At 71.8% G+C, this 22,779-nt stretch carries 22 protein-coding genes; 12 read left to right on the plus strand and 10 right to left on the minus strand.

What is annotated here, in order from left to right; all coding sequences use genetic code 11:
- The first annotated feature begins 72 nt into the window (after positions 1 to 72).
- The 6 genes from ACF073_RS27605 to ACF073_RS27630 all read left to right on the plus strand — a co-directional run bounded on the left by ACF073_RS27605 (position 73) and on the right by ACF073_RS27630 (position 5,953).
- Positions 73 to 1,515 carry an MFS transporter gene (locus ACF073_RS27605; RefSeq protein WP_392074083.1) on the plus strand — a complete coding sequence of 481 codons (1,443 nt, stop codon included), beginning with the start codon at positions 73 to 75 and terminating at the stop codon, positions 1,513 to 1,515.
- Between the two features lie 42 nt (positions 1,516 to 1,557).
- Complete coding sequence (locus ACF073_RS27610; protein WP_392074084.1) at positions 1,558 to 1,767, plus strand: hypothetical protein; 210 nt, start codon at positions 1,558 to 1,560, stop codon at positions 1,765 to 1,767.
- Positions 1,764 to 2,147, plus strand: a complete 384-nt coding sequence (locus tag ACF073_RS27615) for a type II toxin-antitoxin system death-on-curing family toxin (protein WP_392074085.1) — start codon at positions 1,764 to 1,766, stop codon at positions 2,145 to 2,147. Before ACF073_RS27610 ends, ACF073_RS27615 begins: the two co-directional genes overlap by 4 nt.
- Before the next feature lie 116 nt (positions 2,148 to 2,263).
- Positions 2,264 to 4,063: a DEAD/DEAH box helicase gene (locus ACF073_RS27620; RefSeq protein WP_392074086.1), complete on the plus strand. Its 1,800-nt coding sequence runs from the start codon at positions 2,264 to 2,266 to the stop codon at positions 4,061 to 4,063.
- 373 nt (positions 4,064 to 4,436) lie between these two features.
- Entirely contained in the window at positions 4,437 to 5,078 is a 642-nt protein-coding gene (locus tag ACF073_RS27625; protein WP_392074087.1) for an IclR family transcriptional regulator, read from the plus strand.
- Positions 5,079 to 5,161: 83 nt separating this feature from the next.
- Complete coding sequence (locus ACF073_RS27630; protein WP_392074088.1) at positions 5,162 to 5,953, plus strand: S16 family serine protease; 792 nt, start codon at positions 5,162 to 5,164, stop codon at positions 5,951 to 5,953.
- Positions 5,954 to 6,001: 48 nt separating this feature from the next.
- Here the strand turns inward: ACF073_RS27630 and ACF073_RS27635 are convergent, their stop codons facing one another.
- The 5 genes from ACF073_RS27635 to ACF073_RS27655 are packed head-to-tail and all read right to left on the minus strand — an operon-like array spanning position 6,002 to position 10,211.
- Entirely contained in the window at positions 6,002 to 6,961 is a 960-nt protein-coding gene (locus ACF073_RS27635) for a glycine betaine ABC transporter substrate-binding protein (protein ID WP_392074089.1), read from the minus strand.
- Positions 6,958 to 7,806, minus strand: a complete 849-nt coding sequence (locus ACF073_RS27640) for an ABC transporter permease (RefSeq protein ID WP_392074090.1) — start codon at positions 7,804 to 7,806, stop codon at positions 6,958 to 6,960. The genes ACF073_RS27635 and ACF073_RS27640 overlap by 4 nt, the downstream gene beginning before the upstream one ends.
- Positions 7,803 to 9,071: a betaine/proline/choline family ABC transporter ATP-binding protein gene (locus ACF073_RS27645; protein ID WP_392074091.1), complete on the minus strand. Its 1,269-nt coding sequence runs from the start codon at positions 9,069 to 9,071 to the stop codon at positions 7,803 to 7,805. Before ACF073_RS27645 ends, ACF073_RS27640 begins: the two co-directional genes overlap by 4 nt.
- On the minus strand, positions 9,064 to 9,711 hold the full coding sequence (locus tag ACF073_RS27650; RefSeq protein WP_392074092.1) for an ABC transporter permease: 648 nt from the start codon (positions 9,709 to 9,711) through the stop codon (positions 9,064 to 9,066). Before ACF073_RS27650 ends, ACF073_RS27645 begins: the two co-directional genes overlap by 8 nt.
- Positions 9,712 to 9,731: 20 nt before the next feature.
- A complete protein-coding gene (locus tag ACF073_RS27655; RefSeq protein ID WP_392074093.1) occupies positions 9,732 to 10,211 on the minus strand; it encodes an Lrp/AsnC family transcriptional regulator in 480 nt (159 codons plus the stop codon).
- A 122-nt stretch (positions 10,212 to 10,333) separates the two neighbouring features.
- Here ACF073_RS27655 and hppD point away from each other — a divergent pair, with 122 nt between their 5' ends.
- On the plus strand, positions 10,334 to 11,482 hold the full coding sequence (gene hppD, locus ACF073_RS27660; RefSeq protein WP_392074094.1) for a 4-hydroxyphenylpyruvate dioxygenase: 1,149 nt from the start codon (positions 10,334 to 10,336) through the stop codon (positions 11,480 to 11,482).
- A gap of 42 nt (positions 11,483 to 11,524) precedes the next feature.
- Here hppD and ACF073_RS27665 read toward each other — a convergent pair whose 3' ends face one another.
- Complete coding sequence (locus ACF073_RS27665) at positions 11,525 to 12,997, minus strand: tetratricopeptide repeat protein (RefSeq protein ID WP_392074095.1); 1,473 nt, start codon at positions 12,995 to 12,997, stop codon at positions 11,525 to 11,527.
- Positions 12,998 to 13,089: 92 nt separating this feature from the next.
- Between ACF073_RS27665 and ACF073_RS27670 the strand changes: the two genes are divergently transcribed.
- Complete coding sequence (locus tag ACF073_RS27670; RefSeq protein WP_392074096.1) at positions 13,090 to 14,496, plus strand: FAD-binding oxidoreductase; 1,407 nt, start codon at positions 13,090 to 13,092, stop codon at positions 14,494 to 14,496.
- Between the two features lie 17 nt (positions 14,497 to 14,513).
- Here the strand turns inward: ACF073_RS27670 and ACF073_RS27675 are convergent, their stop codons facing one another.
- Positions 14,514 to 14,927, minus strand: coding sequence for an SsgA family sporulation/cell division regulator (locus ACF073_RS27675; RefSeq protein ID WP_392074097.1), 414 nt, complete (start codon positions 14,925 to 14,927; stop codon positions 14,514 to 14,516).
- Positions 14,928 to 15,237: 310 nt separating this feature from the next.
- Between ACF073_RS27675 and ACF073_RS27680 the strand changes: the two genes are divergently transcribed.
- Both ACF073_RS27680 and ACF073_RS27685 read left to right on the plus strand, forming a co-directional pair.
- A complete protein-coding gene (locus tag ACF073_RS27680; RefSeq protein WP_392074098.1) occupies positions 15,238 to 16,857 on the plus strand; it encodes an RDD family protein in 1,620 nt (539 codons plus the stop codon).
- Between the two features lie 99 nt (positions 16,858 to 16,956).
- The gene (locus ACF073_RS27685) at positions 16,957 to 17,664 is read left to right on the plus strand and encodes an RDD family protein (RefSeq protein ID WP_392074099.1); all 708 of its coding nucleotides are present in this window, start codon (positions 16,957 to 16,959) and stop codon (positions 17,662 to 17,664) included.
- 18 nt (positions 17,665 to 17,682) lie between these two features.
- On the opposite strand, the gene ACF073_RS27690 is transcribed toward ACF073_RS27685, so the two are convergent.
- A complete protein-coding gene (locus ACF073_RS27690) occupies positions 17,683 to 17,919 on the minus strand; it encodes a hypothetical protein (RefSeq protein ID WP_392074100.1) in 237 nt (78 codons plus the stop codon).
- Between the two features lie 379 nt (positions 17,920 to 18,298).
- Between ACF073_RS27690 and ACF073_RS27695 the strand changes: the two genes are divergently transcribed.
- Positions 18,299 to 20,665, plus strand: coding sequence for an immune inhibitor A domain-containing protein (locus ACF073_RS27695; protein WP_392074101.1), 2,367 nt, complete (start codon positions 18,299 to 18,301; stop codon positions 20,663 to 20,665).
- Positions 20,666 to 20,786: 121 nt separating this feature from the next.
- The gene (locus tag ACF073_RS27700) at positions 20,787 to 21,113 is read left to right on the plus strand and encodes a hypothetical protein (protein WP_392074102.1); all 327 of its coding nucleotides are present in this window, start codon (positions 20,787 to 20,789) and stop codon (positions 21,111 to 21,113) included.
- 78 nt (positions 21,114 to 21,191) lie between these two features.
- On the opposite strand, the gene ACF073_RS27705 is transcribed toward ACF073_RS27700, so the two are convergent.
- Both ACF073_RS27705 and ACF073_RS27710 read right to left on the minus strand, forming a co-directional pair.
- A complete protein-coding gene (locus tag ACF073_RS27705; RefSeq protein WP_392074103.1) occupies positions 21,192 to 21,992 on the minus strand; it encodes a hypothetical protein in 801 nt (266 codons plus the stop codon).
- 23 nt (positions 21,993 to 22,015) lie between these two features.
- Positions 22,016 to 22,618: a hypothetical protein gene (locus ACF073_RS27710; RefSeq protein ID WP_392074104.1), complete on the minus strand. Its 603-nt coding sequence runs from the start codon at positions 22,616 to 22,618 to the stop codon at positions 22,016 to 22,018.
- Positions 22,619 to 22,779 lie beyond the last annotated feature (161 nt).

Below are 22,779 nucleotides of genomic sequence, written 5' to 3' on the forward strand. Positions count from 1 at the left end.
CGACCAAGGGCGGAGGGAACGTCGGACTCCTGACAGGGGTCAAACTCGGTTGCGGACCTTACTCTGACGAGCATGAGTGCCCTCGAATCCCGCGATCCCGCCGTCCTCGATCCGCCCGCCGAGCAGGACGGCGGTGTGCTGAGCCGGACCTACCGGGCGCTCAGTGTCGGGATCGTGTCCGTCGTGGTGCTGATCGCCTTCGAGGCGACCGCCGTCGGGACCGCCATGCCGGTGGCCGCGCGCGAACTGGACGGTGTGGCGCTGTACGCGTTCGCCTTCTCCGGGTACTTCACGACCAGTCTGTTCGGGATGGTGCTGGCCGGGCAGTGGTCCGACCGCCGGGGCCCCCTGGGGGCGCTCACCACCGGCATCGGCGCGTTCGCCGCGGGGCTCGTCGTCGCCGGGACCGCCCAGGCCATGTGGGTCTTCATCCTCGGGCGGGCCGTGCAGGGACTGGGCGGCGGACTGGTCATCGTGGCGCTGTACGTCGTCGTCGGCCGTGCCTACCCGGAGCGGCTGCGGCCCGCGATCATGGCGGCGTTCGCGGCCGGCTGGGTCGTACCGTCCATAGTCGGCCCGCTCGCCTCCGGTGCCGTCACCGAGCACCTCGGGTGGCGCTGGGTGTTCCTCGGCATCCCGGTCCTCGTCGTGTTCCCGCTGGCCCTCGCCCTGCCGCAGATACGGCGCCGGGCGTCGGGCCCGGTGGACGAGGAGGCCGGCGCCGGCTCCTTCGACCGGCGGCGGATCCGGCTCGCCTTCGGGATCTCCCTCGGGGCCGGGCTGCTCCAGTACGCCGCCCAGGACCTGCGCCCCCTCTCCCTGCTCCCGGCGCTGGCCGGCGCCGCCCTGCTCGTGCCCGCCGTGCTCGGTCTGCTGCCGCGCGGCACCTACCGGGCGGCCCGCGGCCTGCCCTCCGTGGTGCTGCTGCGCGGACTGGCCGCCGGTTCCTTCATCGCCTCCGAGTCCTTCGTGCCGCTGATGCTGGTCACCCAGCGCGGACTGTCGCCGACGCTCGCCGGGTTCTCGCTCGCGGCCGGCGGCGGGACCTGGGCGCTGGGGTCGTACGCGCAGTCGAGGCCGGGCCTGGCGCCGTACCGGGAGCGGCTGATGACCGCCGGGATGGTGCTGGTCGCCGTCGCGATCGTGGCGGCGCCGAGCGTGCTCGTGCACGCGGTGCCGGTGTGGATCGTCGCCGTCGCCTGGGGCGTCGGCTGCTTCGGGATGGGCCTGGTGCTCTCCTCCACCAGCGTGCTGCTGCTGAAGCTGTCCGCCCCGGAGGAGGCCGGCGCCAACTCCGCCGCCCTGCAGATCTCCGACGGGCTCTCCAACGTCGTCCTGCTGGCGGTGGCCGGTGCCGCCTTCGCCGCCCTCGGCGGCGGCAGCACGGCGGCCGGCCCGGCCACCGCGGCCGGAGCCGGTCGTCCCGCCGCCTACGCGGCCGTCTTCCTGCCGATGGCGGCCGTGGCGCTCGCCGGTATCTGGGTGACCCGCCGACTGGACCGGCGGCCCGAGTAAACGCGCTGGTCGCGGGCGGGCCACCGGTCTACGGTGATCCGGGTGAACGATCTTTCGCCGAACGGTCCTCCGCTCGACCCCGCGACCCGCCACGCGCTCGCCGACCTCGCCGACGCCCAGGGGCGGACGGTCGAGGAGGTGGTCGCCGAGGCCGTACGCCGGTATCTGCGGGAGGAGGAGCGCAGCGTGCGCGAGGCCGCCGAGCGGCTCGCCCGCGCCCACGCCGACCTGCTGAGGAGGCTGGGACAGTGACCCGGGGCCGCAGGTATCTCACCGTCGCCGACGTCACCGGTCTCGCCGAGATCGCCTTCGGCGGCCGGGCGCCCGAGGCGCGCGAGCCCGGGCTGCTGGCCTCCGCCGTGCTCCGGCCCCGCGCCCGTATGTTCGGCACGGCCGCCTACGAGGACCTGTACGAGCAGGCGGCCGCCCTGCTGCACGCCCTCGCCGCGAACCACCCCCTCGTCGACGGCAACAAGCGCACCGCCTGGCTGGCCACCGCCGCTTTCCTCGCCGTCAACGGCGTCGATCTCGCCGGCGTCGACCAGGACACGGCGTACGACCTGGTCATCGACGTGGCCTCCGGCGAGGAGAGCGAGGTGGCCGTGATCGCGGGACGGCTGCGGCAGTTGTGACGTGGCTCCCACCCACGGGCGACCCGGCCTTGTTCGAGGGCTGACCCGGGGGCGGCGCCGGTAGGGTGGCCCGGTTGTCATACCCAGCCCCTCGACTCGACCGATCCACGGAGACCGTGACTACCACCGCCGCCTCCTCCGCTCACTCCCACCACCTCTCGCCCGCCTTCCCCGGCCGGGCCCCCTGGGGTACCGCGAACAAGCTGCGTGCCTGGCAGCAGGGGGCGATGGAGAAGTACGTCCAGGAGCAGCCACGTGACTTCCTCGCCGTCGCGACACCCGGCGCGGGCAAGACGACCTTCGCGCTGACGCTGGCCTCCTGGCTGCTGCACCACCACGTCGTGCAGCAGGTGACCGTGGTCGCGCCCACCGAGCATCTGAAGAAGCAGTGGGCGGAGGCGGCCGCGCGGATCGGGATCAAGCTCGACCCCGAGTACAGCGCGGGCCCGCTCGGCAAGGAGTACGACGGGGTCGCCGTGACGTACGCCGGTGTCGGCGTGCGGCCCATGCTCCACCGCAACCGGGTCGAGCAGCGCAAGACCCTCGTCATCCTCGACGAGATCCACCACGCCGGTGACTCCAAGTCCTGGGGCGAGGCCTGCCTCGAAGCCTTCGAACCGGCCACCCGGCGGCTCGCGCTGACCGGTACGCCGTTCCGGTCCGACACCAACCCGATCCCCTTCGTGACGTACGAGGAGGACAACGCGGGCATCCGGCGCTCCGCCGCCGACTACACCTACGGCTACGGCAACGCGCTCGCCGACCACGTGGTCCGGCCGGTCATCTTCCTCTCCTACAGCGGCAACATGCGCTGGCGGACGAAGGCCGGCGACGAGATCGCCGCCCGGCTCGGCGAGCCCATGACCAAGGACGCGGTCAGCCAGGCCTGGCGCACCGCCCTCGACCCGCGCGGCGAGTGGATGCCCAGCGTGCTGCGCGCCGCCGACCAGCGGCTGACCGAGGTCAGGAAGGGCATCCCGGACGCGGGCGCCCTCGTCATCGCCTCCGACCAGGACTCGGCCCGCGCCTACGCCAAGCTCATCCGTGAGATCACGGGGACGAAGGCCACCCTCGTCCTCTCCGACGACGTCGGTGCCTCGAAGCGGATCGACGAGTTCAGCGCGAGCGCCGACCGGTGGATGGTCGCCGTCCGCATGGTGTCCGAGGGCGTCGACGTGCCTCGCCTCGCGGTCGGCGTGTACGCCACCACCATCTCCACCCCGCTCTTCTTCGCCCAGGCCGTCGGCCGTTTCGTCCGGTCCCGGCGGCGCGGCGAGACCGCGTCCGTCTTCCTGCCGACCGTGCCCGACCTGCTCACCTTCGCCAACGAGATGGAGGTGGAGCGGGACCACGCCCTCGACAAGCCGAAGAAGGAGGGCGAGGAGGACCCGTACGCCGAGTCCGAGAAGGAGATGGAGGAGGCGAACAAGGAGCAGGACGAGGACACCGGCGAGCAGGAGCAGTTCTCCTTCGAGGCGCTGGAGTCCGAGGCCGTCTTCGACCGGGTGCTCTACGACGGCGCCGAGTTCGGCATGCAGGCCCACCCGGGCAGCGAGGAGGAGCAGGACTACCTCGGCATCCCGGGTCTGCTCGAACCCGACCAGGTGCAGATGCTGCTGCAGAAGCGGCAGGCCCGGCAGATCGCGCACAGCCGCAAGAAGCCGGACGAGGAGGCCGACCTCCTCGAACTGCCCGCCGAGCGGCGTCCGGTGGTCTCGCACAAGGAGATGATGGAGCTGCGCAAGCGGCTCAACACCCTGGTCAGCGCGTACGTCCACCAGAGCGGCAAGCCGCACGGGGTGATCCACACCGAGCTGCGGCGGGTGTGCGGGGGGCCGCCGAGCGCGGAGGCGACGGCGGGGCAGCTGCGGCAGCGGATCGAGAAGGTCCAGGAGTGGGCCACCCGGATGCGGTGACGCCCGGCCGGGTCCCGGCGAAGGTCCCGCCGGACGGCGTCCCCGCCGGGCGCTTCCGCGTGCGAGTCGAACGATTTTGCGAGATGCCGGGGCCGTGGCGGTGTGCGTATCCGGACGAATGCAGGCAGGCCGGATCTGGCCTTGCCCGGATTCTGGACTAAGACTTCCGCTCAGCGAACCGGCTTCGCTACTGTCCGGCTACGCACACGCCCCGTGGCAGCGCCGCCGCGGAGCGCAGCCGTGAAGCGACTCGGCCCGCAGCCGCCGGGCCGTTCTGCCGATCGGCGGCCTCTGACGCGCGTCGCCGACGGGACTCGGCGACGCATCCGCCGCTCAGGGGGCCGCCGACCTCACCGCCGAAGGAGTGGGCGTCGTGACCGCGGAGACCTCTCAGACGCTCGACCGGGGACTGCGCGTCCTCAAGCTGCTGGCCGACACGGATCACGGGCTGACCGTCACCGAGTTGTCCGCCAAACTGGGCGTGAACCGGACCGTGGTGTACCGGTTGCTCGCCACGCTGGAGCAGCACGCCCTCGTACGACGTGATCTGGGCGGCCGAGCCCGGGTCGGACTCGGGGTGCTGCGGCTCGGACGGCAGGTGCACCCGCTGGTACGCGAGGCCGCGTTGCCCGCGCTGCGGTCGCTCGCCGAGGACATAGGGGCGACGGCACACCTGACGCTCGTGGACGGGTCCGAGGCGCTGGCCGTCGCCGTGGTGGAGCCCACCTGGACGGACTACCACGTGGCCTACCGGGCCGGATTCCGGCATCCGCTGGACCGGGGGGCGGCCGGCCGGGCGATCCTCTCGGCCCGCCAGTCGCAGTCCGCCGACCCCGGGTACACGCTCACCCACGGCGAGCTGGAGACGGGGGCGAGCGGGGCCGCGGCGCCACTGGTCGGAGTCACCGGGGTGGAGGGCAGCGTGGGTGTGGTGATGCTGGTGGACTCCGTGCCGGAACGGGTGGGGCCGCGAGTGGTGGAGGCGGCGCGGGAGGTCGCGGAAGCGCTGCGCTGAGCCACGCCCCCGAGGCCGCTGCGCACCGGCCGCCGGCCCCGGCTGCCCGTGGCCGGAAGGAGGGGCCGGGTTAGATTGACCCCGTGCTCTCACGTCTCTCACGCCCCCAGGCCCTCGCCGTCTGCGGACTGCCCGTCGTGGCCCTCCTCGCCACGGCGGTGTTCGCACCGCTGCCGTTCTCGGTCGCGCAGCCGGGCATGACGGCGAACGTGCTCGGCGAGAACCAGGGCACCCAGGTGATCACCGTCTCCGGCGCGGCCACCCGGAGGACCAGCGGGCAGCTGCGGATGACCACGATCGCGGCGACCGGCCCGGATGCCCGGGTCTTCCTCGGTGACGTGGCCGGCAACTGGTTCCGCACCGACCGGGCGGTCATGCCGCGCGACGCGGTCTACCCGAGCGGCGACACCGTCAAGGAGATCGAGAAGCACAACGAGGCGCAGATGCAGGAGTCCCAGGACGCGGCGGCCCAGGCGGCGCTGAAGTACCTCGGGCTCAGCGCCGACAAGGTCAAGGTCTCGCTGAAGCTCGCCGATGTCGGCGGGCCAAGCGCGGGGCTGCTGTTCACCCTGGGGATCATCGACAAGCTGGACGGCGACGGCAGCGGCGGCGACCTCACGGGCGGGCGCACCATCGCCGGTACGGGCACGATCGACGCGGCGGGCAAGGTCGGGGCGGTCGGCGGGGTGGCCCTGAAGACGCGGGCCGCGCACCGGGACGGGGCCACCGTCTTCCTGGTCCCGAAGGCGGAGTGCGGCGACGCGAAGACGGAGCTGCCCAAGGGCCTCCGGCTGGTCCCGGTGACCACGCTCAAGGGCGCGGTCGACTCCCTGGTGGCCCTGGAGCGGGGGAAGGGCCCGGTCCCGAGCTGCTGAGCCGGGGCGGGGCCGGATCCGGGGCTGTGTCCGGAGCCGGGGCGGGGGCTATTTCACGAACCCCTCCTGCTTCATCCAGTCCAGCGCCACCTGGTGCGGATCCTCGCCGTCCACGTCCACCTTGGCGTTCAGCGTCTGCGCGACCGTGTTGTCCAGCTTCTTCGTGACGGGCCCGATGACGCCCGCGATGGCCGGCCACTTCTTCAGGACCTTCGTGTTGATCACGGGGGTGGCGTTGTAGTTGGGGAAGAACTTCTTGTCGTCGGCCATCACCACCAGGTGCATCGACCGGATGCGGCCGTCGGTGGTGAACACCTCGCCGTAGGTGCAGCTGCCCTTCGCCACCTGGGTGTAGATGATCCCGGTGTCCATCTGCGTGATGTTCCGCGCCGGCACGCTCATGCCGTACGCCTTCTCCATGCCGGGCAGCCCGTCGGCGCGGTTGGCGAACTCGCTCTCCACGCACAGGGTGACCGCGCCCGGGTCCCTCTTCGCCAGCGCGGCCACCTCGGACAGGGTCTTCGTGCGGTACTTCCCGAAGCCGGCCCGGTTCATGGCGAGCGCGTAGGTGTTGTCGAGCCGGGACGGCGCCAGCCAGGTCAGCCCGTTCTTCAGATCGGCGTCCCGTACGGCCTCCCACTGCCGCTGCGGATCGGCGATCGGCCTGCTGTTGCCGAGGTAGGTGATCCAGCCGGTGCCCGTGTACTCGAACTGCGCGTCCGCGTCGCCGTTCTTGACCGCCTCCCGGGAGCCGATGGACCCCTGGATCCCGGTCCGGTCCAGGACGTCCGCGCCGGCCGCCTGGAAGGCGATCCCCATGATCGCGCCGAGGATCAGCTGCTCGGTGAACTCCTTGGAGGTGACGGTGAGACGGGCGCCGGCGAGCGGCCGGCCGCGCCCGATCGTGCCGGGTGCGACATCGTCGACCATGGGGGAGCCGCTGGTCAGCCCGCAGCCGGCGGCCAGGACGAGCAGCGCGGCCGACAGCGGGCCGGTACGGCGTCTCATGTGCCGGCCTCCAGTCCCCGCGGTCGCAGCAGCACTTCCGCCAGCGAGGCCAGCCAGTCCACCAGCAGGGCGAGCGCCACGGTCAGCACCGAGCCCAGTACCAGCACCGGCATGCGCTGGGTGGTGATGCCGGTGGTGATCAGCGTGCCGAGCCCGCCGCCCCCGCCGAAGGTGGCGAGGGTCGCCGTACCGACGTTGAGGACCAGCGCGGTGCGCACCCCCGCGAGGATCAGCGGGACGGCGAGGGGGAGTTCGACCCGGGCGAGCAGGCCGAGCGGGGACATGCCGATGCCGCGGGCGGCCTCCAGCAGCGTCGGGTCGTTGGCCTTCAGCCCGGCGATCGTGTTGGACAGGACCGGCAGGACGGCGTAGACGATGATGCCGATCAGGGCCGCCTTCATGCCGGTGCCGAGCCAGATGACGAGGAGGGCCAGCAGGCCGATCGCCGGGGTCGCCTGGCCCATGTTGGCGAACACCATGGCCGCCGGGGTGGCCCTGCGGAACGCGCGCCGGGTCAGCAGGATGCCCAGCGGGATGGCGATGACCAGCACGAAGAAGGTGGAGATCACCGTCAGCTGCACGTGCTGCCACAGCGCCTTCGAGACCTGGCCGTTCGACAGCGCGTTCCGGGAGATCGTGTCCAGGTCGGCCTGCCGGAACCACAGCCAGGTCGCGAGCAGCACGGCGATCAGGAAGCCGGGCAGCACGGTCAGCCGCGGCCAGGACAGCCGGCGGCCGGGCGGGCGCGGGGGCGGCGGCGGGGCCTCCTGCTCCGCCTCGCCCTCGTCGCGGAAGGCGAGGCCCTTGACCTCGTGCTCGCCCTCGGGGCGCCGGGCGGTGTTCACGCCTTCCGCTCCCCTCCGTGGCCCTCCTGCTCGAAGTGGGTCTGCTGGGAGCGCGTCTCCTCCAGCTCGTGCTGGGCCTCCATGGCCTCGAGCCGGTCGGCCTCCAGCAGCTCGTGCACGGAGTTCATCAGGGTCTCCATGTCGACCACTCCGAGGTACTCGCCGCGCCGCCCGGTCACCGCGACCCGGCCCGCGTTGTCGGTCAGCACGGCCTCCAGGGCGTCCCGGAGGGTGCCGTCCCGGGTCACCGTGTCGTGCACCAGCGTGCCCGCGCGGGCGAGCGAGCCGCGGGCCCGCATCAGATCGCCGCGCCGCAGCCACTTGTAGGGCCGGCGTCGCTTGTCGAGGAGCAGGATCTCGCTGGTGCCGCTGGACCGCAGGTACCCGAAGATCTGCTGGAGCGGGGTGTCCACGGTCACCGCCGGGTAGTCCCGCATCTCCACGTCCCGCACCCGGGTCAGGTTGAGCCGCTTCAGGGCCGCCCCGGCGCCGACGAAACCGGAGACGAAGTCGTCGGCGGGATTGGTGAGGATCGCCTCGGGGGTGTCGAACTGGGCGATGTGCGAGCGTTCGCGCAGCACCGCGATCCGGTCGCCCAGCTTGATCGCCTCGTCGAAGTCATGGGTGACGAACACGATCGTCTTGTGCAGCTCGCGCTGGAGCCTGATCAGCTCGTCCTGGAGGTGATCGCGGGTGATCGGGTCGACCGCGCCGAACGGTTCGTCCATCAGCAGCACCGGCGGATCGGCGGCGAGTGCCCGGGCCACGCCGACGCGCTGCTGCTGGCCGCCGGAGAGCTGGCGCGGATACCGGCCGCGGAACTCGCCCGGGTCGAGGCCGACCAGGTCCAGCATCTCCTCGACGCGCTCCCGGATCCGCCCCTTGGACCAGCCGGTCATCCTGGGGACGAGGGCGATGTTCTGGGCGACGGTCATGTGCGGGAACAGGCCCGAGGACTGGATGGCGTACCCGACCTTGCGGCGCAGCCGGACCGGGTCGATGTCGGTGACGTCCTCGCCGTCGATGCGGATGCGCCCGCCGGTCGGTTCGATCAGCCGGTTGATCATCTTGAGCGTCGTGGACTTCCCGCAGCCGGACGGGCCCACGAAGATGACCGTCTCGCCGGCCTTGATCTCCATGCTCACGTTGTCCACGGCCGGCTGCGGACTGCCCGGGTACCGCTTGGTCAGGTTCTCCAGCTCGATGGTGGCGCCGTGCTTGGCGGCGGCCGGCGCGGCCCCGGATCCCCCGGAGTGCTCAGACACGGATCCCCCTGGGAATGGTCAGCCGCCCGATCAGGACGTACGCCGCGTCGAACAGCAGGGCGAGGACGATGATCCCGAGCGTGCCCGACAGCACCTGGTTCAGCGCGTTCTTGCTGCCCAGCGAGGCGAGCCCGCGGAAGATCTCGTTGCCGAGACCCGGTCCTGAGGCGTAGGCGGCGATCGCGGCGATGCCCATCAGCATCTGCGTGGAGACCCGGATGCCGGTCAGGATCGGCGGCCAGGCCAGCGGCAGCTCCACCCGCGCCAGCCGCATCGGCCCGGACATGCCGATGCCGCGGGCCGCGTCCACCAGCGCGGGGTCCACCCCGCGCAGGCCCACGATGGCGTTCCGCACGATCGGCAGCAGCCCGTACAGCGTCAGCGAGATCACCGTGGGCGGCACGCCCAGGCCGACGAGCGGGATGAGCAGACCGATCATGGCGAGCGAGGGGATGGTCAGCAGGGTGGAGGTGGCGGTGGTGGCGAGGTTGCCGGCCCACTCGCTGCGATAGGTGGCGACGCCGATGAACACGCCGATGAGGGTCGCCAGGACCATGCACTGGAAGACCGCGCTCGCGTGCTGATAGGCGTCCGTGAGCAGCTGCTGGTGCTGGCTGCCCAGGAACTCCCAGAAGCTCACCCGCGCTCACCCCACTCCGGCTAGGTCGTCCCGCTGTCCGCAGCGGCCTGCTCCACCAGCGGGATGACCCGCAGCGGGACGGGGTTCTCCATGACGATCGTCGTGGAGGCCCGGACGATGCCATCAAAACCGACGACCCGGTCGATCACCCGTTGAAGATCGGCGTTCGAGCGCGCCACCAGCCGGCACAGCATGTCCCCGGTGCCGGTGGTGGTCAGCAGCTCCAGCACCTCCGGCACGGTCGCCAAGTACGCCCGTACGTCCGGCCCTTGGCCCTGTTTGATCTGCAGCGTGGCGAACGCGGTGACCGGGTAGCCGAGGGCCGCGGGATCCACCTGCGGACCGAATCCGCGGATGACTCCGTTCGACTGAAGCCGGTCGAGCCGCGCCTGCACGGTCCCCCGTGCCACGCCCAGCCGCCGGGACATCTCCAGCACCCCGATGCGCGGCTCCTCGGCCAGCAGCACGATGATCCGCCCGTCCAGATGATCGATCGCCACGGGACCCCCTGAGATGGTCATCCTGTACAGAAAGACTGCCGATACGGCTCTACCGCTAAACAGATTGCCCAGCAGATCCGCGAACTATTGCGCACCTTGCAGAGCGGGGCCACCCTTCCGCTATGACGCAGACCACACAGCACACTCCCGAGACGACGACCCGGCAGGCCGACCCCTTCCCGGTCAAGGGAATGGACGCGGTCGTCTTCGCCGTGGGCAACGCCAAGCAGGCGGCGCACTACTACTCCACCGCCTTCGGCATGCGGCTGGTCGCCTACTCCGGACCGGAGACCGGCAGCCGCGAGACCGCGAGCTACGTCCTGGAGAACGGCTCGGCCCGGTTCGTCTTCACCTCGGTCATCAAGGCGAGCACCGACTGGGGCCGCTTCCTCGACGGGCACGTCGCCGAGCACGGCGACGGCGTCATCGACCTGGCCATCGAGGTCCCGGACGCCCGCGCCGCCCACGCGTACGCCGTCGAGCACGGCGCCCGCTCGCTCGCCGAGCCGTACGAGGTGAAGGACGAGCACGGCACGGTGGTCCTCGCCGTGATCGCCACCTACGGCGAGACCCGCCACACCCTCGTCGAGCGCACCGGCTACGACGGCCCGTACCTGCCCGGCTTCACCGCGGCGAAGCCGATCGTCGAGCCGCCCGCGCACCGCACCTTCCAGGCCGTCGACCACTGCGTCGGCAACGTCGAGCTGGGCAGGATGGACGAGTGGGTGGCCTTCTACAACAAGGTCATGGGCTTCACGAACATGAAGGAGTTCGTGGGCGACGACATCGCCACCGAGTACAGCGCGCTGATGTCGAAGGTCGTCGCGGACGGCACCCTCAAGGTCAAGTTCCCGCTCAACGAGCCCGCGATCGCCAAGAAGAAGTCCCAGATCGACGAGTACCTGGAGTTCTACGGCGGCCCCGGCGTCCAGCACATCGCGCTGAACAGCAACGACATCGTGGAGACCGTCCGCACCATGCGCGCGGCCGGCGTCGAGTTCCTCAACACCCCCGACTCGTACTACGACACCCTGGGCGAGTGGGTCGGCGACACCCGCGTGCCCGTGGAGACCCTGCGCGAGCTGAAGATCCTCGCCGACCGCGACGAGGACGGCTACCTCCTGCAGATCTTCACCAAGCCGGTCCAGGACCGCCCGACCGTCTTCTTCGAGATCATCGAGCGGCACGGCTCGATGGGCTTCGGCAAGGGCAACTTCAAGGCCCTGTTCGAGGCGATCGAACGCGAGCAGGACAAGCGGGGCAACCTGTAGTCACGGCCGACGGCCCCCTCCGGGCGGACGGCCCGGGGGCCCCTAGGGGTCCTCGGGCAGCGGCTCGTCCGGTACGTCGCCCAGCTCCTGGAGCGCCCGCCGGGCGTCCGGGGCCCAGAGCGGGGAGAAGTACGGGTTGATCCGCAGCGCCTCCTGAAGATGGCGCCGCGCGGGCCCGTACTTCTCCAGTTCCCCCTCGATCACCCCCAGGTGGAACGCGTACAGCGCGCTGCGCACCCCGCCCCCCTTCGTCTTGTCCGTCGCGGCGGACGCGTAGGTCAGCGCCTCCTCGTCGTCGCCGGTCCGGTGCAGCGCCCAGCCCAGGGCATCGGCCACCTCGATGCCCGGCTGCCGCTGCCACTCCTCCTCCAGCCGCTCCACGGCCTCCCACGGGTCCCCGTGGTCCGCCTCGTACCGCCCGATCAGCAGCTCCTCGTCGACCCCGCCGGCCACCGTCTCGCGCACCGTCTCCTTCAGCCGCGCGTACTGCTCATCGGCGAGCCCGCCCTGCCCCAGCGCGTCGTACAGCTCGCCCAGCTCCAGCAGGACGCCGGGGTCGGGCCGCTTCGCGACGGCCGCGCGGTACCCGGCCAGCGCCTCGTCCGTGCGCCCCTGCCCGGCCAGTGTCCGCGCCCGGCCGGCCTGCGCCGCCCGCTGATCGGGATCCAGGCGCAGCGCGGCCTCGAAGTGCCGCAGCGCGTCCGGCAGATCCCCGCGCTCCCACGCCAGCTGACCGACCCCGGCCAGCCAGGCGGCCTGCGCGGCCGGGGTGTCGGCGGCCGCCGCCGCCTCGGTCAGCTGGGTCACCGCGTCCTCGCGCCAGCCCCGGTCCCGGTACACCGCGGCGGCCTGCGCCATCACCGCGGGCCGCGCCGCCGCACCGGCGTGCAGCGCCAGCAGCTTGTCCAGGGCGGACCGGGCGTTCTTGTAGTCGCCGAGCCCGGTGTACGCGTCGATCAGCGCCGGATACGCCGACCACCGCCCGGGCGCCGCCTTCACCGCCTGCTCGCCGTACTGCTTCGCCGCCGGGAAGTCCCGGCGGGCGAGCGCCAGCGAGGCCAGGCCGTCCCACGCCTGCGTGTTGCGCGTGCCGCGCACCTCAAGCGAGGTCCGCAGCGCCCGCTCGGCCCGCGGATAGTCCGCCGCGTCACCCGTGCGGCGCCCCCGCTCCGCGTACGCCGACCCCAGCACCGCCCACGCCGCCGCGTCCCGCGGCCGGGCGCGCACCCGCCCCTCCTGCCGCCCGATGAGCGCCGTCAGACCCGGCAGCCCGGCCGGCACGCCGTAGGTCACCGTCGTCAGCGCCTGCGCCCGCTGCTGCGCCTGCGCACCCGCGGCGGGCGGCCGGACCGCCCGCCGCTGCTCCCGCTCCGGCAGCAGCGTCAGCGCCGTGCCCGCCACGACACCGCCGGCCAGCGCGGCGACCAGCACCCGGCGCAGCACCCGCCGGGGACGGCGCGGCGTGCCCGGCCCGGCGGTCAGGGACGTACCCGGCCCACTCCCTCGGTTGTCCATGGCGCTCACTGTGCGTCAGTACGACGAGCACATCCGGGTGGCCCAAGGGCGGCACGGACGGGGTTCACACCGATGGCCGCGAGTGTCACGCTGTGATCATGAGCCGTATCGAAGCACCGAGCGACGAGCACACGGGTAACCTCACCGACCGGCTCCTGGCCGGCCTGCCGCCCGAGGCCGTCCTGACCGACCCCGACGTCACGGCGTCCTACGCGAACGACATGGCCAGCTTCTGCCCGGCCGGCACTCCGGCCGTGGTCGTGCTCCCGCGCACCGTCGAGCAGGTGCAGCACGTCATGCGCACCGCCACCGAGCTGCGCGTCCCGGTCGTCCCGCAGGGCGCCCGCACCGGCCTGTCCGGCGGCGCCAACGCCACCGACGGCTGCATCGTGCTGTCCCTCACCAAGATGGACCGCATCCTGGAGATCAGCCCCGTCGACCGGATCGCCGTGGTCGAGCCCGGCGTGATCAACGCGAACCTCTCCCGCGCGGTCGAGGAACACGGCCTGTACTACCCGCCGGACCCCTCCAGCTGGGAGATGTGCACCATCGGCGGCAACATCGGCACGGCCTCCGGCGGCCTGTGCTGCGTCAAGTACGGGGTCACCGCCGAGTACGTCCTCGGCCTCGACGTCGTCCTCGCCGACGGCCGCCTGATGTCCACGGGGCGCCGCACCGCGAAGGGGGTGGCCGGCTACGACCTCACCCGCCTCTTCGTCGGCTCCGAGGGCTCCCTCGGCATCGTCGTCCGGGCCGTGCTCGCGCTGCGGCCCAAGCCGCCCCGGCAGCTGGTCCTGGCCGCCGAGTTCGCCTCGGCGAGCGCGGCCTGCGACGCCGTCTGCAGCATCATGACGGGCGGTCACGTCCCGTCCCTCCTCGAACTGATGGACCGTACGACCGTCAAGGCGGTCAACGACCTCGCCCGCATGGGGCTGCCCGAGACGACCGAGGCGCTGCTGCTCGCCGCCTTCGACACGCCCGACCCGGCCGCCGACCTCGCCGCCGTCGGCGCCCTGTGCGAGGCCGCCGGCGCCACCCAGGTGGTGCCCGCCGAGGACGCCGCGGAGTCGGAGCTGCTCCTCCAGGCCCGGCGGCTCTCGCTGACCGCGCTGGAGGCGGTCAAGGGCACGACGATGATCGACGACGTGTGCGTGCCCCGCTCGCGGCTCGGCGCCATGCTGGAGGGCGTCGAGCGGATCGCCGCCAAGTTCGACCTCACGATCGGGCTCTGCGCGCACGCCGGCGACGGCAACACCCATCCCACCGTCTGCTTCGACGCCCAGGACCCCGAGGAGTCCCGCCGGGCCCGCGAGTCCTTCGACGAGATCATGGCCCTCGGCCTCGAGCTGGGCGGCACCATCACCGGCGAACACGGCGTCGGCGTGCTGAAGAAGGAGTGGCTGGCCCGCGAGATCGGCCCGGTCGGGCTGGAGATGCAGCGGGCCGTGAAGCAGGTCTTCGACCCGCTGGGCCTCCTCAACCCCGGCAAGGTCCTGTGAACCTCCCGGTACGGACCTCACTGGGCGAGCAACTGGTCGAGCGCGTCGTCGATGCCCAGCCGTCCGCCCTCCGTCCCCGGCGGCACCGCCCGCAGCGTCCGCTCCAGCCAGGCGGACACCTGCGGGACCGGCGCCTCCAGCAGCGCGTCGCCGTCCGGTGAACTCAGCGCCATCAGGACGACGCTGCGCCCCTCCGCCTTCGTCGGCCACACCCGCACGTCCCCGTGCCCGCACGGCCGGAACACCCCCTCCACCAGCAGGTCGCGGGCGAACGTCCAGTTGACGGGGTGCTCGGAGTTGATGTGGAAGGCGATGTGGACGGCGAAGGGGTCGTCGGAGCGATAGCCGAGCCGTGCCGGCACCGGGACGCTCCGCTCCGGTGACAGGACGAGTTTCAGCTCCAGCTCCCGTTCCACCACGGTGTGTTGCATGACCTGCGTGTCCTCTCTTTTCGGGCCTTCGGGCCTTCGGGCCTTCGGGCCTTCGGGCCTTCGGGCCTGTCGGGTCTGTCGGGTCTTTTCGGGTCTCGTGGGGCCGCTCGGTCCGGGCCCGCACCAGGGAGAGGGGGCGGCGGCCCGGCCATTACGCGAGTCGGGGGAAATTCTTTTCGCGAGCCGGGCCGGGCCGGTGCGGTGTTGCCCGGAAAGGGGTCGGTCCGGCGGGACTGGCGGTGGGGGGTGCCCGGGTCTGATAGATGTGGAGGCCCCCATCCCACCCCCGAGCAGATACGGGACGACGGACATGAGCGCCCCAACCCCGGCCCCAGGTGACGACCGGCCCCGCGAGGGCTACTACCCGGACCCGTCCATCCCCGGCTACGTCCGGTACTGGAACGGCGCCTCCTGGGTGCCCGGCACCAGCCGCCCGGCGCCGAAGGACGGCGAACCGCTCACCCCGCCGCCCGGCGCCCACCCGGCACCCGCGTCCGTGGAGGAGACGGGCCCCCACTTCTTCGACGAGGACCCGCTGGACCCGGACCCCCAGGGCGGCACCGGCCGCCCGGGCGAGGCCGGGCAGTGGGCGGCGCAGCCGGGCCGGACCGCCCAGCCCGCCCAGCCCGCGCAGGGCGCCCAGTGGGGCCACCCGGACCAGCAGGGCCGGCCGGGCACACCGGGTCAGCCGGTGCAGCCCGGTCAGCCCGGCGGGGCCGGGCAGTGGGACGGTTCCGGTGCGGCGGGGCAGGGCGCCCGGCCCGGTGGGCCGGGTCAGGCGTCCGGGTTCGGCGGTGACGCGGGCCGGGGCGGCCCCTGGGGTGCCGACCCGCGGGTGCCGGCGGAGGCCCAAGGGCACTCCGACGGCCCGGCCACCGGCCGTTCCGACGGCAGCGCGACGGTCCCGCCGGCGCGGGACGAGGCCCCGGACCCCGGCACCTTCATCTTCCGCCGCCCGATCCCGGGGCCCGCGGCGGCCCGTGCCGACGAGGGCACGATGACCTTCCGCCCGGTGCCGTCCGGCCCGTCCGCCGACGAGGCCGGTGCGGCCGGCGCTTCGGGTGCGCCCGGTACGTCCGGTGCGGCCGGCTTCGGCACCCAGGGGCCGGTCGGCGCCCCCGCGAACTCCGGCTTCGGCGCCGGTAAGGCCGCCGCGGCCCGCGCCGCCGCCGCCCAGCCGCCCCAGGCGGCCCAGCCGCCGCAGGCCCCGCAGACGCACCAGTCCCCCCACACCCCGCAGCCCGCCCCGGTGCCCCCGTCGGTGCCGCAGCAGGCCGGCCCCCCGCAGGCCGCCGCTCCCGGCACCCCGCTGACCAGCGGCCCCGGGGGCGGCCAGGCCTCCTGGGCGCAGCAGGTGCACCAGCTGGCCGGCGGCGACGAGCAGCCGGTGGCGCCCTGGAAGCCGCCGGTGGAGGACCTCTTCCAGGCCGCCGCCCGCCGGCAGGCCGCCGCCCGGCCCGCCGCACCCGGCAAGCGGCTCGCCGCACGGCTGATCGACCTGCTGGCCCTGGGCGCCGTGACGGCCGCCGCCGCCGTCCCGCTCGGCATCCGGGCCGCCGACCACGTCCAGGAGAAGATCGACGCGGCCCGGCTGTCCGGCCGCGAGGTCACCGTCTGGCTGCTCGACGGCACGACCGGCACCAGCCTCGGCATCGTCCTCGCCGTGCTGCTCCTGGCCGGCGTGCTGTACGAGGTGCTGCCCACCGTCAAGTGGGGCCGCACCCTCGGCAAGAAGCTCTGCGGACTCCAGGTGCGGGACATCGAGGGCCACGAGCCGCCGGCCTTCGGCCCCGCGCTGCGCCGCTGGCTGGTGTTCAGCGTGCCCGGGCTGCTGGCCATCGGGATCGTGGGCGTGCTGTGGTGCCTGTTCGACCGGCCCTGGCGGCAGTGCTGGCACGACAAGGCGGCCCGCACCTTCGTCGCCGGCTGACGTCCGCGGCACGGCCCCGGGGCCGCGCCGCGCGGGGCCGGTACTCCGTACGGCCGCTCGCCGGATGCGGTGCCGCGATCTTCGGGTTCCACTCGGGCCATGAGCAGCGAACCGCCTCCCGGCTCAGGAGAGCAGCCCCCCGAGGACGACCCGTTCAGGAAGCGGCCCCCGTCGGACCAGGGGTCGGGCTCGCCGTACGACACCCCGTACGGCGGTGCCCAGCAGCCCCCGCCGCCCGGCGGCGGCCAGCAGCCCCCTCCCTACGGGGGCCAGCAGCCGCCCCCGTACGGCGGCGGCCCCTACGGCGGAAGCCCCTACGGAGCCGGGGCCGGCGGCTATCCCGCCGACCCGCTGGCGGGCATGCCCCCGCTCGCCGACAGCGGCAAGCGGACGATCGCGCGGATCTTCGACCTGATCCTGGTCGGCATCGTCGTCTGGCTGCTCACCTGGGCGTTCGGAGTGCGCGAGTACACCGTCGACGGCGACCGCATCGAGGTCTCCAAGTCCATCGCCCAGTCCCTCATCGCGGCCGTGCTCTACATCGCGTACGACACCGTCATGATGAGCCGGTCGGGGCAGACCCTCGGCAAGAAGCTGTTCAACCTGCGGGTGGCCAACCTGGACAACGGGGCCACCCCCTCGGTGCAGACCATGCTGGTCCGCTCCCTGGTGCTGTGGGTGCCGTTCGCCTTCTGCTGCGCCTGCATCTGGACGGCGATCTGCGGCGGCTGGAGCTACTTCGACAAGCCGTACAAGCAGGGTCTGCACGACAAGGCGGCCAAGACGGTGGTGGTCAGCACCCGCTGAGCGCGGCGCACACCTCGGTCACAGGCTGGTGGCCACGCGCTCCTCGTCCGGGACGGGCTCGGCGGGCGCCGGTGCCCTGCGCGCCCCCGGGCCGGGAGCCGTCAGGGCGACCAGCAGGCCCAGCGCGAGCGCCGCGAGGGCGATGACGGTGATCCCGATGCCCGAACTCGTCTCGGACAGCAGCAGCATGGCGAGCGTCGAGAAGATCACGGTGCAGGAACCGTAGGCGAGCTGTGCGGCGGTCGGACGAGGCATGGCAATCGTGTCCTCGGCAGTCTTCGGGGGCGGGGTGCCGTGCGACTCTCTGGGCGGGCGGCTCTCCTGGCGTGCATGCCCGAGCGGGACACCCGGTAAGCGTGACCTAACCCACGGTACCGTTGCACAGGGGGCGCACGGAGTCACCGTCCGGCCAAACGGCCCGGTTGCTGCGCCCGTTCGGAGAGCCGTCATGTGTTCGCAAAGCGAACGCCACCTCCGCATAGTGCACTTGTCCTGCTCAAGTCAAGGTCTGTCTTTTCCGCTAAACCTCTAGTCAAATGTCGTCACTTGATTACACGCGTTGATCGTGCGCGCACGGATTCCTCCATGACCCGGAACCCCCTGTCCGTGTGCGCGGCGCGGGGGAGGAACTCAAGTGACCAGCAGATCCTGGACGTTCAGAGCTGCCGCCATCGGCGTGACGCTCGCTGCGGCCTCCGCCACATTCGCGACCTTCGCCGTCGCGGAGGCGAGCACCCCGGTTCGGTCCGCCGCCGCGAACCGGCACGACCCGGCCCCGGTGAAGCAGCAGAAGCACGACCTCGACGGCCCGCTGAGCAAGACGCAGGACGCCCAGCGCGAAGAGGCCCTGAACCAGCTCATATCGGGCAAGGCCAAGGCGGAGGAGCGCAACGGCTCCAAGGTCGTCAAGCTCAAGAGCCGCAAGGGCCAGAGCAAGTACGTCGAGCTGAGCCGCGAGAAGACCGACAAGATCTTCACCATCCTGGTGGAGTTCGGGAACCAGAAGGACCCCAAGTTCGGGGGCACCGACGGCCCGCTGCACAACAAGATCGCCAAGCCGGACCGCAAGAAGGACAACTCCACGGCCTGGCAGAAGGACTACAACAAGAAGCACTTCCAGGACCTCTACTTCGGCACCGGCAAGAACACCGAGTCGCTGAAGAAGTACTACGAGAAGCAGTCCTCGGGCCGCTACTCGGTCTCCGGTGAGGTCACCGACTGGGTCAAGGTCCCGTACAACGAGGCCCGTTACGGCAACAACGCCTGCGGTTCCAAGAACTGCCCGAGCGTGTGGAACGTCGTCAGCGACGGTCTGACCGCCTGGGTCGCCCAGCAGAAGGCGGCCGGCAAGACCGACGCCGCGATCAAGGCGGACCTGGCCAAGTACGACCAGTGGGACCGCTACGACTTCGACGGCGACGGCAACTTCAACGAGCCCGACGGCTACGTCGACCACTTCCAGATCGTGCACGCCGGTGAGGACGAGTCCGCGGGCGGCGGCGCCCAGGGCGAGGACGCGATCTGGGCCCACCGCTGGTACGCCTTCGGCACCGACGCCGGCGCCACCGGCCCGTCGAACAACAAGCTCGGCGGCACGCAGGTCGGCGACACCGGTGTCTGGGTCGGCGACTACACCATCCAGCCGGAGAACGGCGGCCTCGGCGTCTACGCCCACGAGTACGGCCACGACCTCGGTCTGCCGGACGAGTACGACACCGCCGGCGGCGACAACTCCACCGGTTTCTGGACCCTGATGTCCTCCGGCTCCTGGCTCGGCACGGGCAAGGAGTCCATCGGCGACCTGCCCGGCGACATGAACGCCTGGGACAAGCTCCAGCTGGGCTGGCTGAACTTCGACACCGCCGCGGCCGGCAAGCAGTCCACCCACAAGCTGGGTCTCGCCGAGTACAACACCTGGGACAAGCAGGCCCTCGTGGTGAACCTGCCCGCCAAGGCGGTCACCACCACGATCACCCAGCCCGCCGAGGGTTCGGCCCAGTGGTGGAGCGGCAGCGGCAACGACCTCAAGAACACGCTGACCCGCTCGGTCGACCTGACCGGCAAGTCGTCGGCGAAGCTGGACCTGGACGGCTGGTGGGCCACCGAGGACGGCTACGACTACGTCTACACCGAGGTGTCGACCGACGGCGGCGCCAACTGGACCGCCCTGGACGGCACGGCGGACGGCCAGGCCCTCCCGCGTGACGCCAGCGGCAAGCCGGCGCTGAGCGGCTTCTCGCAGACGCACAAGAAGCTGTCGTTCCCGCTCGACGCCTACGCGGGCAAGAAGATCGACCTGCGCTTCCGCTACGCCACCGACGGCGGTGTCGCGGAGAACGGCTTCACGGCCGACCAGATCACCGTGACCGCCGACGGCACCCCGCTGTTCTCGGACAACGCCGAGACCGCGGACTCCGCGTGGACCGCGAACGGCTTCTCCCGCATCGGCGCGTCCTTCACCAAGGACTACAAGCAGTACTACATCGCCGAGAACCGGCAGTACGTCTCGTACGACAAGACGCTGAAGACCGGCCCGTACAACTTCGGTTACCTCAACACCAACCGCCCCGACTGGGTGGAGCACTACCCGTACCAGAACGGCCTGCTGATCTGGAAGTGGGACACCTCCCAGGCGGACAACAACACCAACGCGAACCCCGGCGGTCACCCGGGCACCGGTCTGATCCTGCCGGTCGACGCGCACCCGAAGGCGCTGAAGTGGTCGGACGGCACGCTGCTGCGCAACCGCATGCAGGCCTACGACTCGCCGTTCAGCCTCGGGGCCACGGACGGGCTCACCCTGCACCAGGCCGGGGTGGCGACCAAGATCAAGTCGCAGAAGGGGGTGTCGGTCTTCAACGACCACGCCAGCACCTACTACGACCCGTCGAACCCCACGGGTGGCGTGAAGGTCACTGACACCAACACCAAGATAACGATCGTCCAGGAGGCCAAGGACGGCTCCACGATCCAGCTCAAGGTCGGCCCCGCGGTGAAGTAGTCCACAAAACCGCAGGTCAGACGCGTATCGGCGGCAGCCCCTTGGCGGGCTGCCGCCGATCGTGTTTAGGTGCGTCCTGTGGATCGCTTATTGACACCGACCAGAACGGGGATGTGACCGCATGGCCGCTGGAGGCTTCTGCAAGCTGCCGAACGACACGGTGGTGGTGGCCCTGAACCTGCCGAGCCCGGCCGGGCGCGCGGGCGGGGTACGGGTGCTGGTGCACGCCAAGAACCGGGCGCGTGCCCTGACCAGGCTGCGCAACCTGGGGTTGCGGGCGGTGTATCTGCGGGGCAACGCGGAGCCTCCGACGCTGGACGAGATCACGGCCGTGCTGCACCATCCCGACGGCCTCATATGGCGCACGGCCCCGGACAACGGTGTCACCGTGAACGAGCTGTGGCACCCGATCCGGGCGCTGCTCCGGCAGCCGATGACGCAGGCATGACATCAGGCCCGCCCCGAAAGGGGCGGGCCTGATGCGGGCCGGACGGCCGCCGCCGCTTCGCGGTCCTGCGCGCGTGCGCTACTTCGCGGTCTTGTGCGCGCCCGCGCGCTGCTTGGCGGCGGCCACCTTCGCCGCTTCCTTCAGTCCGGCCACGGTCGTGCGGAGCCGCTCGGGCCGGGACGTCCCGGAGGCGGCGCTGAGCTTCTTCTTCGCCTCGGTGTTCGTGAGGGCCACGATGTTGGCCGAGGCGGGCTGGACGGTGCCCTTGCCGACGAGGAAGATCCCCTGGTTGCCGCCGACCGGGATCCAGAACGTCGGCACGGACGTGATGCCGGGGTGGTCGGGGGCGGTCAGCTGCCGCAGGTAGAGCGCGTACTGCTTGCCCACGGCGAGCGGGGTGGTGCCTTCCATCGTCACCTTGTCCGTGTCGATGTTGCCGATGACGATCTCGTCGCCCTCGGAGACCCCGAAGCCGCGCTTCATCATGCCGGCGACCCGCACCTTCAGGAAGACCATCGGCATGCACTCCGCGCCGCCCGCGCCGTCACCGGCGATGCCGGAGGGAGTCGCCGTCGGGGCGGGGGAGTCGGTGGCCGAGGGGTCCGGGTTGGGGTCGGTGCTGTCGTCCGCCGTGGGGTCGATGGCGGGCTCGGTGGCGGTGTCGCCGCCCTCGTCGCACTCCCGCGTCTGGATGCTGAGCACCGGCCCGGTGATGGCGATGTCGGCGACGCCGCTGACGTCCTCCGCGCTGCTGTAGTAGGCGTAGTCCGCCTCGACGTGCATGCGCCCGTCGGTGTCGGCGGAGCCGGGTCCCGAGCAGGCCGTCAGGCAGGCGAGTGCCACGGCGGCGGCCATGGCGGCACAGGTTCTGGTTCTCATCGCTTCGTGTTCTCCTCGACCGCTCAGTACTTCGCCTTGACGCCCTTGACGTCGTCGTACCAGGGGCCGTCGCTCCCGCAGGAGAACTTGCCCTCGCCCTGACGCATCACGGCCGGTCCCGGGTTCGCGCAGGTGTAGTACTCGTGGTCGAGGCCGTAGGCGTGGCCCAGCTCGTGCTCGGCGACCAGCTTCTTCTCCCGGGCGCTCAGGCCGCGCATGGTGTTGGTGTTGAAGACGATGTACGTCTCGTCATAGCTCCAGTAGCCGAAGGTGCAGCCCTGCCAGCGGGTCTGCGCCCAGGCGTCCCAGGCGTGCGCCTCGTCGCGGACCTCGACCTCCGGGTCGCCGTTGTTCTTCTCGTACCGGAAGTAGCCGGGGGCGCTGGTGGCGTCCCAGCGGCCCTGGGCGCCGTTGAAGGCGTTGTAGTACGTGGTGGTGATCTTGTAGTACCGGTACGAGATGGGGTCGTTGCCATCGACCCCGTAGAACTTGCCGCACAGGTGGTGGTAGGCCTGGGCCGGGGCGGCGGTGCTGAAGTGGATCGCGACGAACGAGGCGCAGAGCAGGAACACCTGGAGCAGTCTGGGCAGGGCTCTGAGTCTGCGCCGAGGCAGCGGTTCGGACATCGATGCGGCTCCTGTGCGAAGAAGGAATTCGACGACGGGAGCAGTGCTATGGCCCGGACATGACAAAGCAGACCGCTGCGCGACTGGCAGTCTCTTTACCGCCCCCCGACGCGGACATTACCCAGGTGATCCACAGGATGTAAGAGGTGTGGTCGAAATGC

The sequence above is a fragment of the Streptomyces sp. NPDC015171 genome, from assembly GCF_043079545.1.
In the GTDB taxonomy this organism is placed as follows: domain Bacteria; phylum Actinomycetota; class Actinomycetes; order Streptomycetales; family Streptomycetaceae; genus Streptomyces.

What these genes read in the sequence shown, in the direction of transcription:
- ACF073_RS27690 (WP_392074100.1), bottom strand. Translation starts at nt 17,919, where the DNA reads ATGCCTCGTCCGACCGCCGCACAGCTCGCCTACGGTTCCTGCACCGTG.
- ACF073_RS27605 (WP_392074083.1), top strand. Translation starts at nt 73, where the DNA reads ATGAGTGCCCTCGAATCCCGCGATCCCGCCGTCCTCGATCCGCCCGCC.
- hppD (WP_392074094.1), top strand. Translation starts at nt 10,334, where the DNA reads ATGACGCAGACCACACAGCACACTCCCGAGACGACGACCCGGCAGGCC.
- ACF073_RS27635 (WP_392074089.1), bottom strand. Translation starts at nt 6,961, where the DNA reads ATGAGACGCCGTACCGGCCCGCTGTCGGCCGCGCTGCTCGTCCTGGCC.
- ACF073_RS27705 (WP_392074103.1), bottom strand. Translation starts at nt 21,992, where the DNA reads ATGAGAACCAGAACCTGTGCCGCCATGGCCGCCGCCGTGGCACTCGCC.
- ACF073_RS27685 (WP_392074099.1), top strand. Translation starts at nt 16,957, where the DNA reads ATGAGCAGCGAACCGCCTCCCGGCTCAGGAGAGCAGCCCCCCGAGGAC.
- ACF073_RS27710 (WP_392074104.1), bottom strand. Translation starts at nt 22,618, where the DNA reads ATGTCCGAACCGCTGCCTCGGCGCAGACTCAGAGCCCTGCCCAGACTG.
- ACF073_RS27680 (WP_392074098.1), top strand. Translation starts at nt 15,238, where the DNA reads ATGAGCGCCCCAACCCCGGCCCCAGGTGACGACCGGCCCCGCGAGGGC.
- ACF073_RS27675 (WP_392074097.1), bottom strand. Translation starts at nt 14,927, where the DNA reads ATGCAACACACCGTGGTGGAACGGGAGCTGGAGCTGAAACTCGTCCTG.
- ACF073_RS27700 (WP_392074102.1), top strand. Translation starts at nt 20,787, where the DNA reads ATGGCCGCTGGAGGCTTCTGCAAGCTGCCGAACGACACGGTGGTGGTG.
- ACF073_RS27665 (WP_392074095.1), bottom strand. Translation starts at nt 12,997, where the DNA reads ATGGACAACCGAGGGAGTGGGCCGGGTACGTCCCTGACCGCCGGGCCG.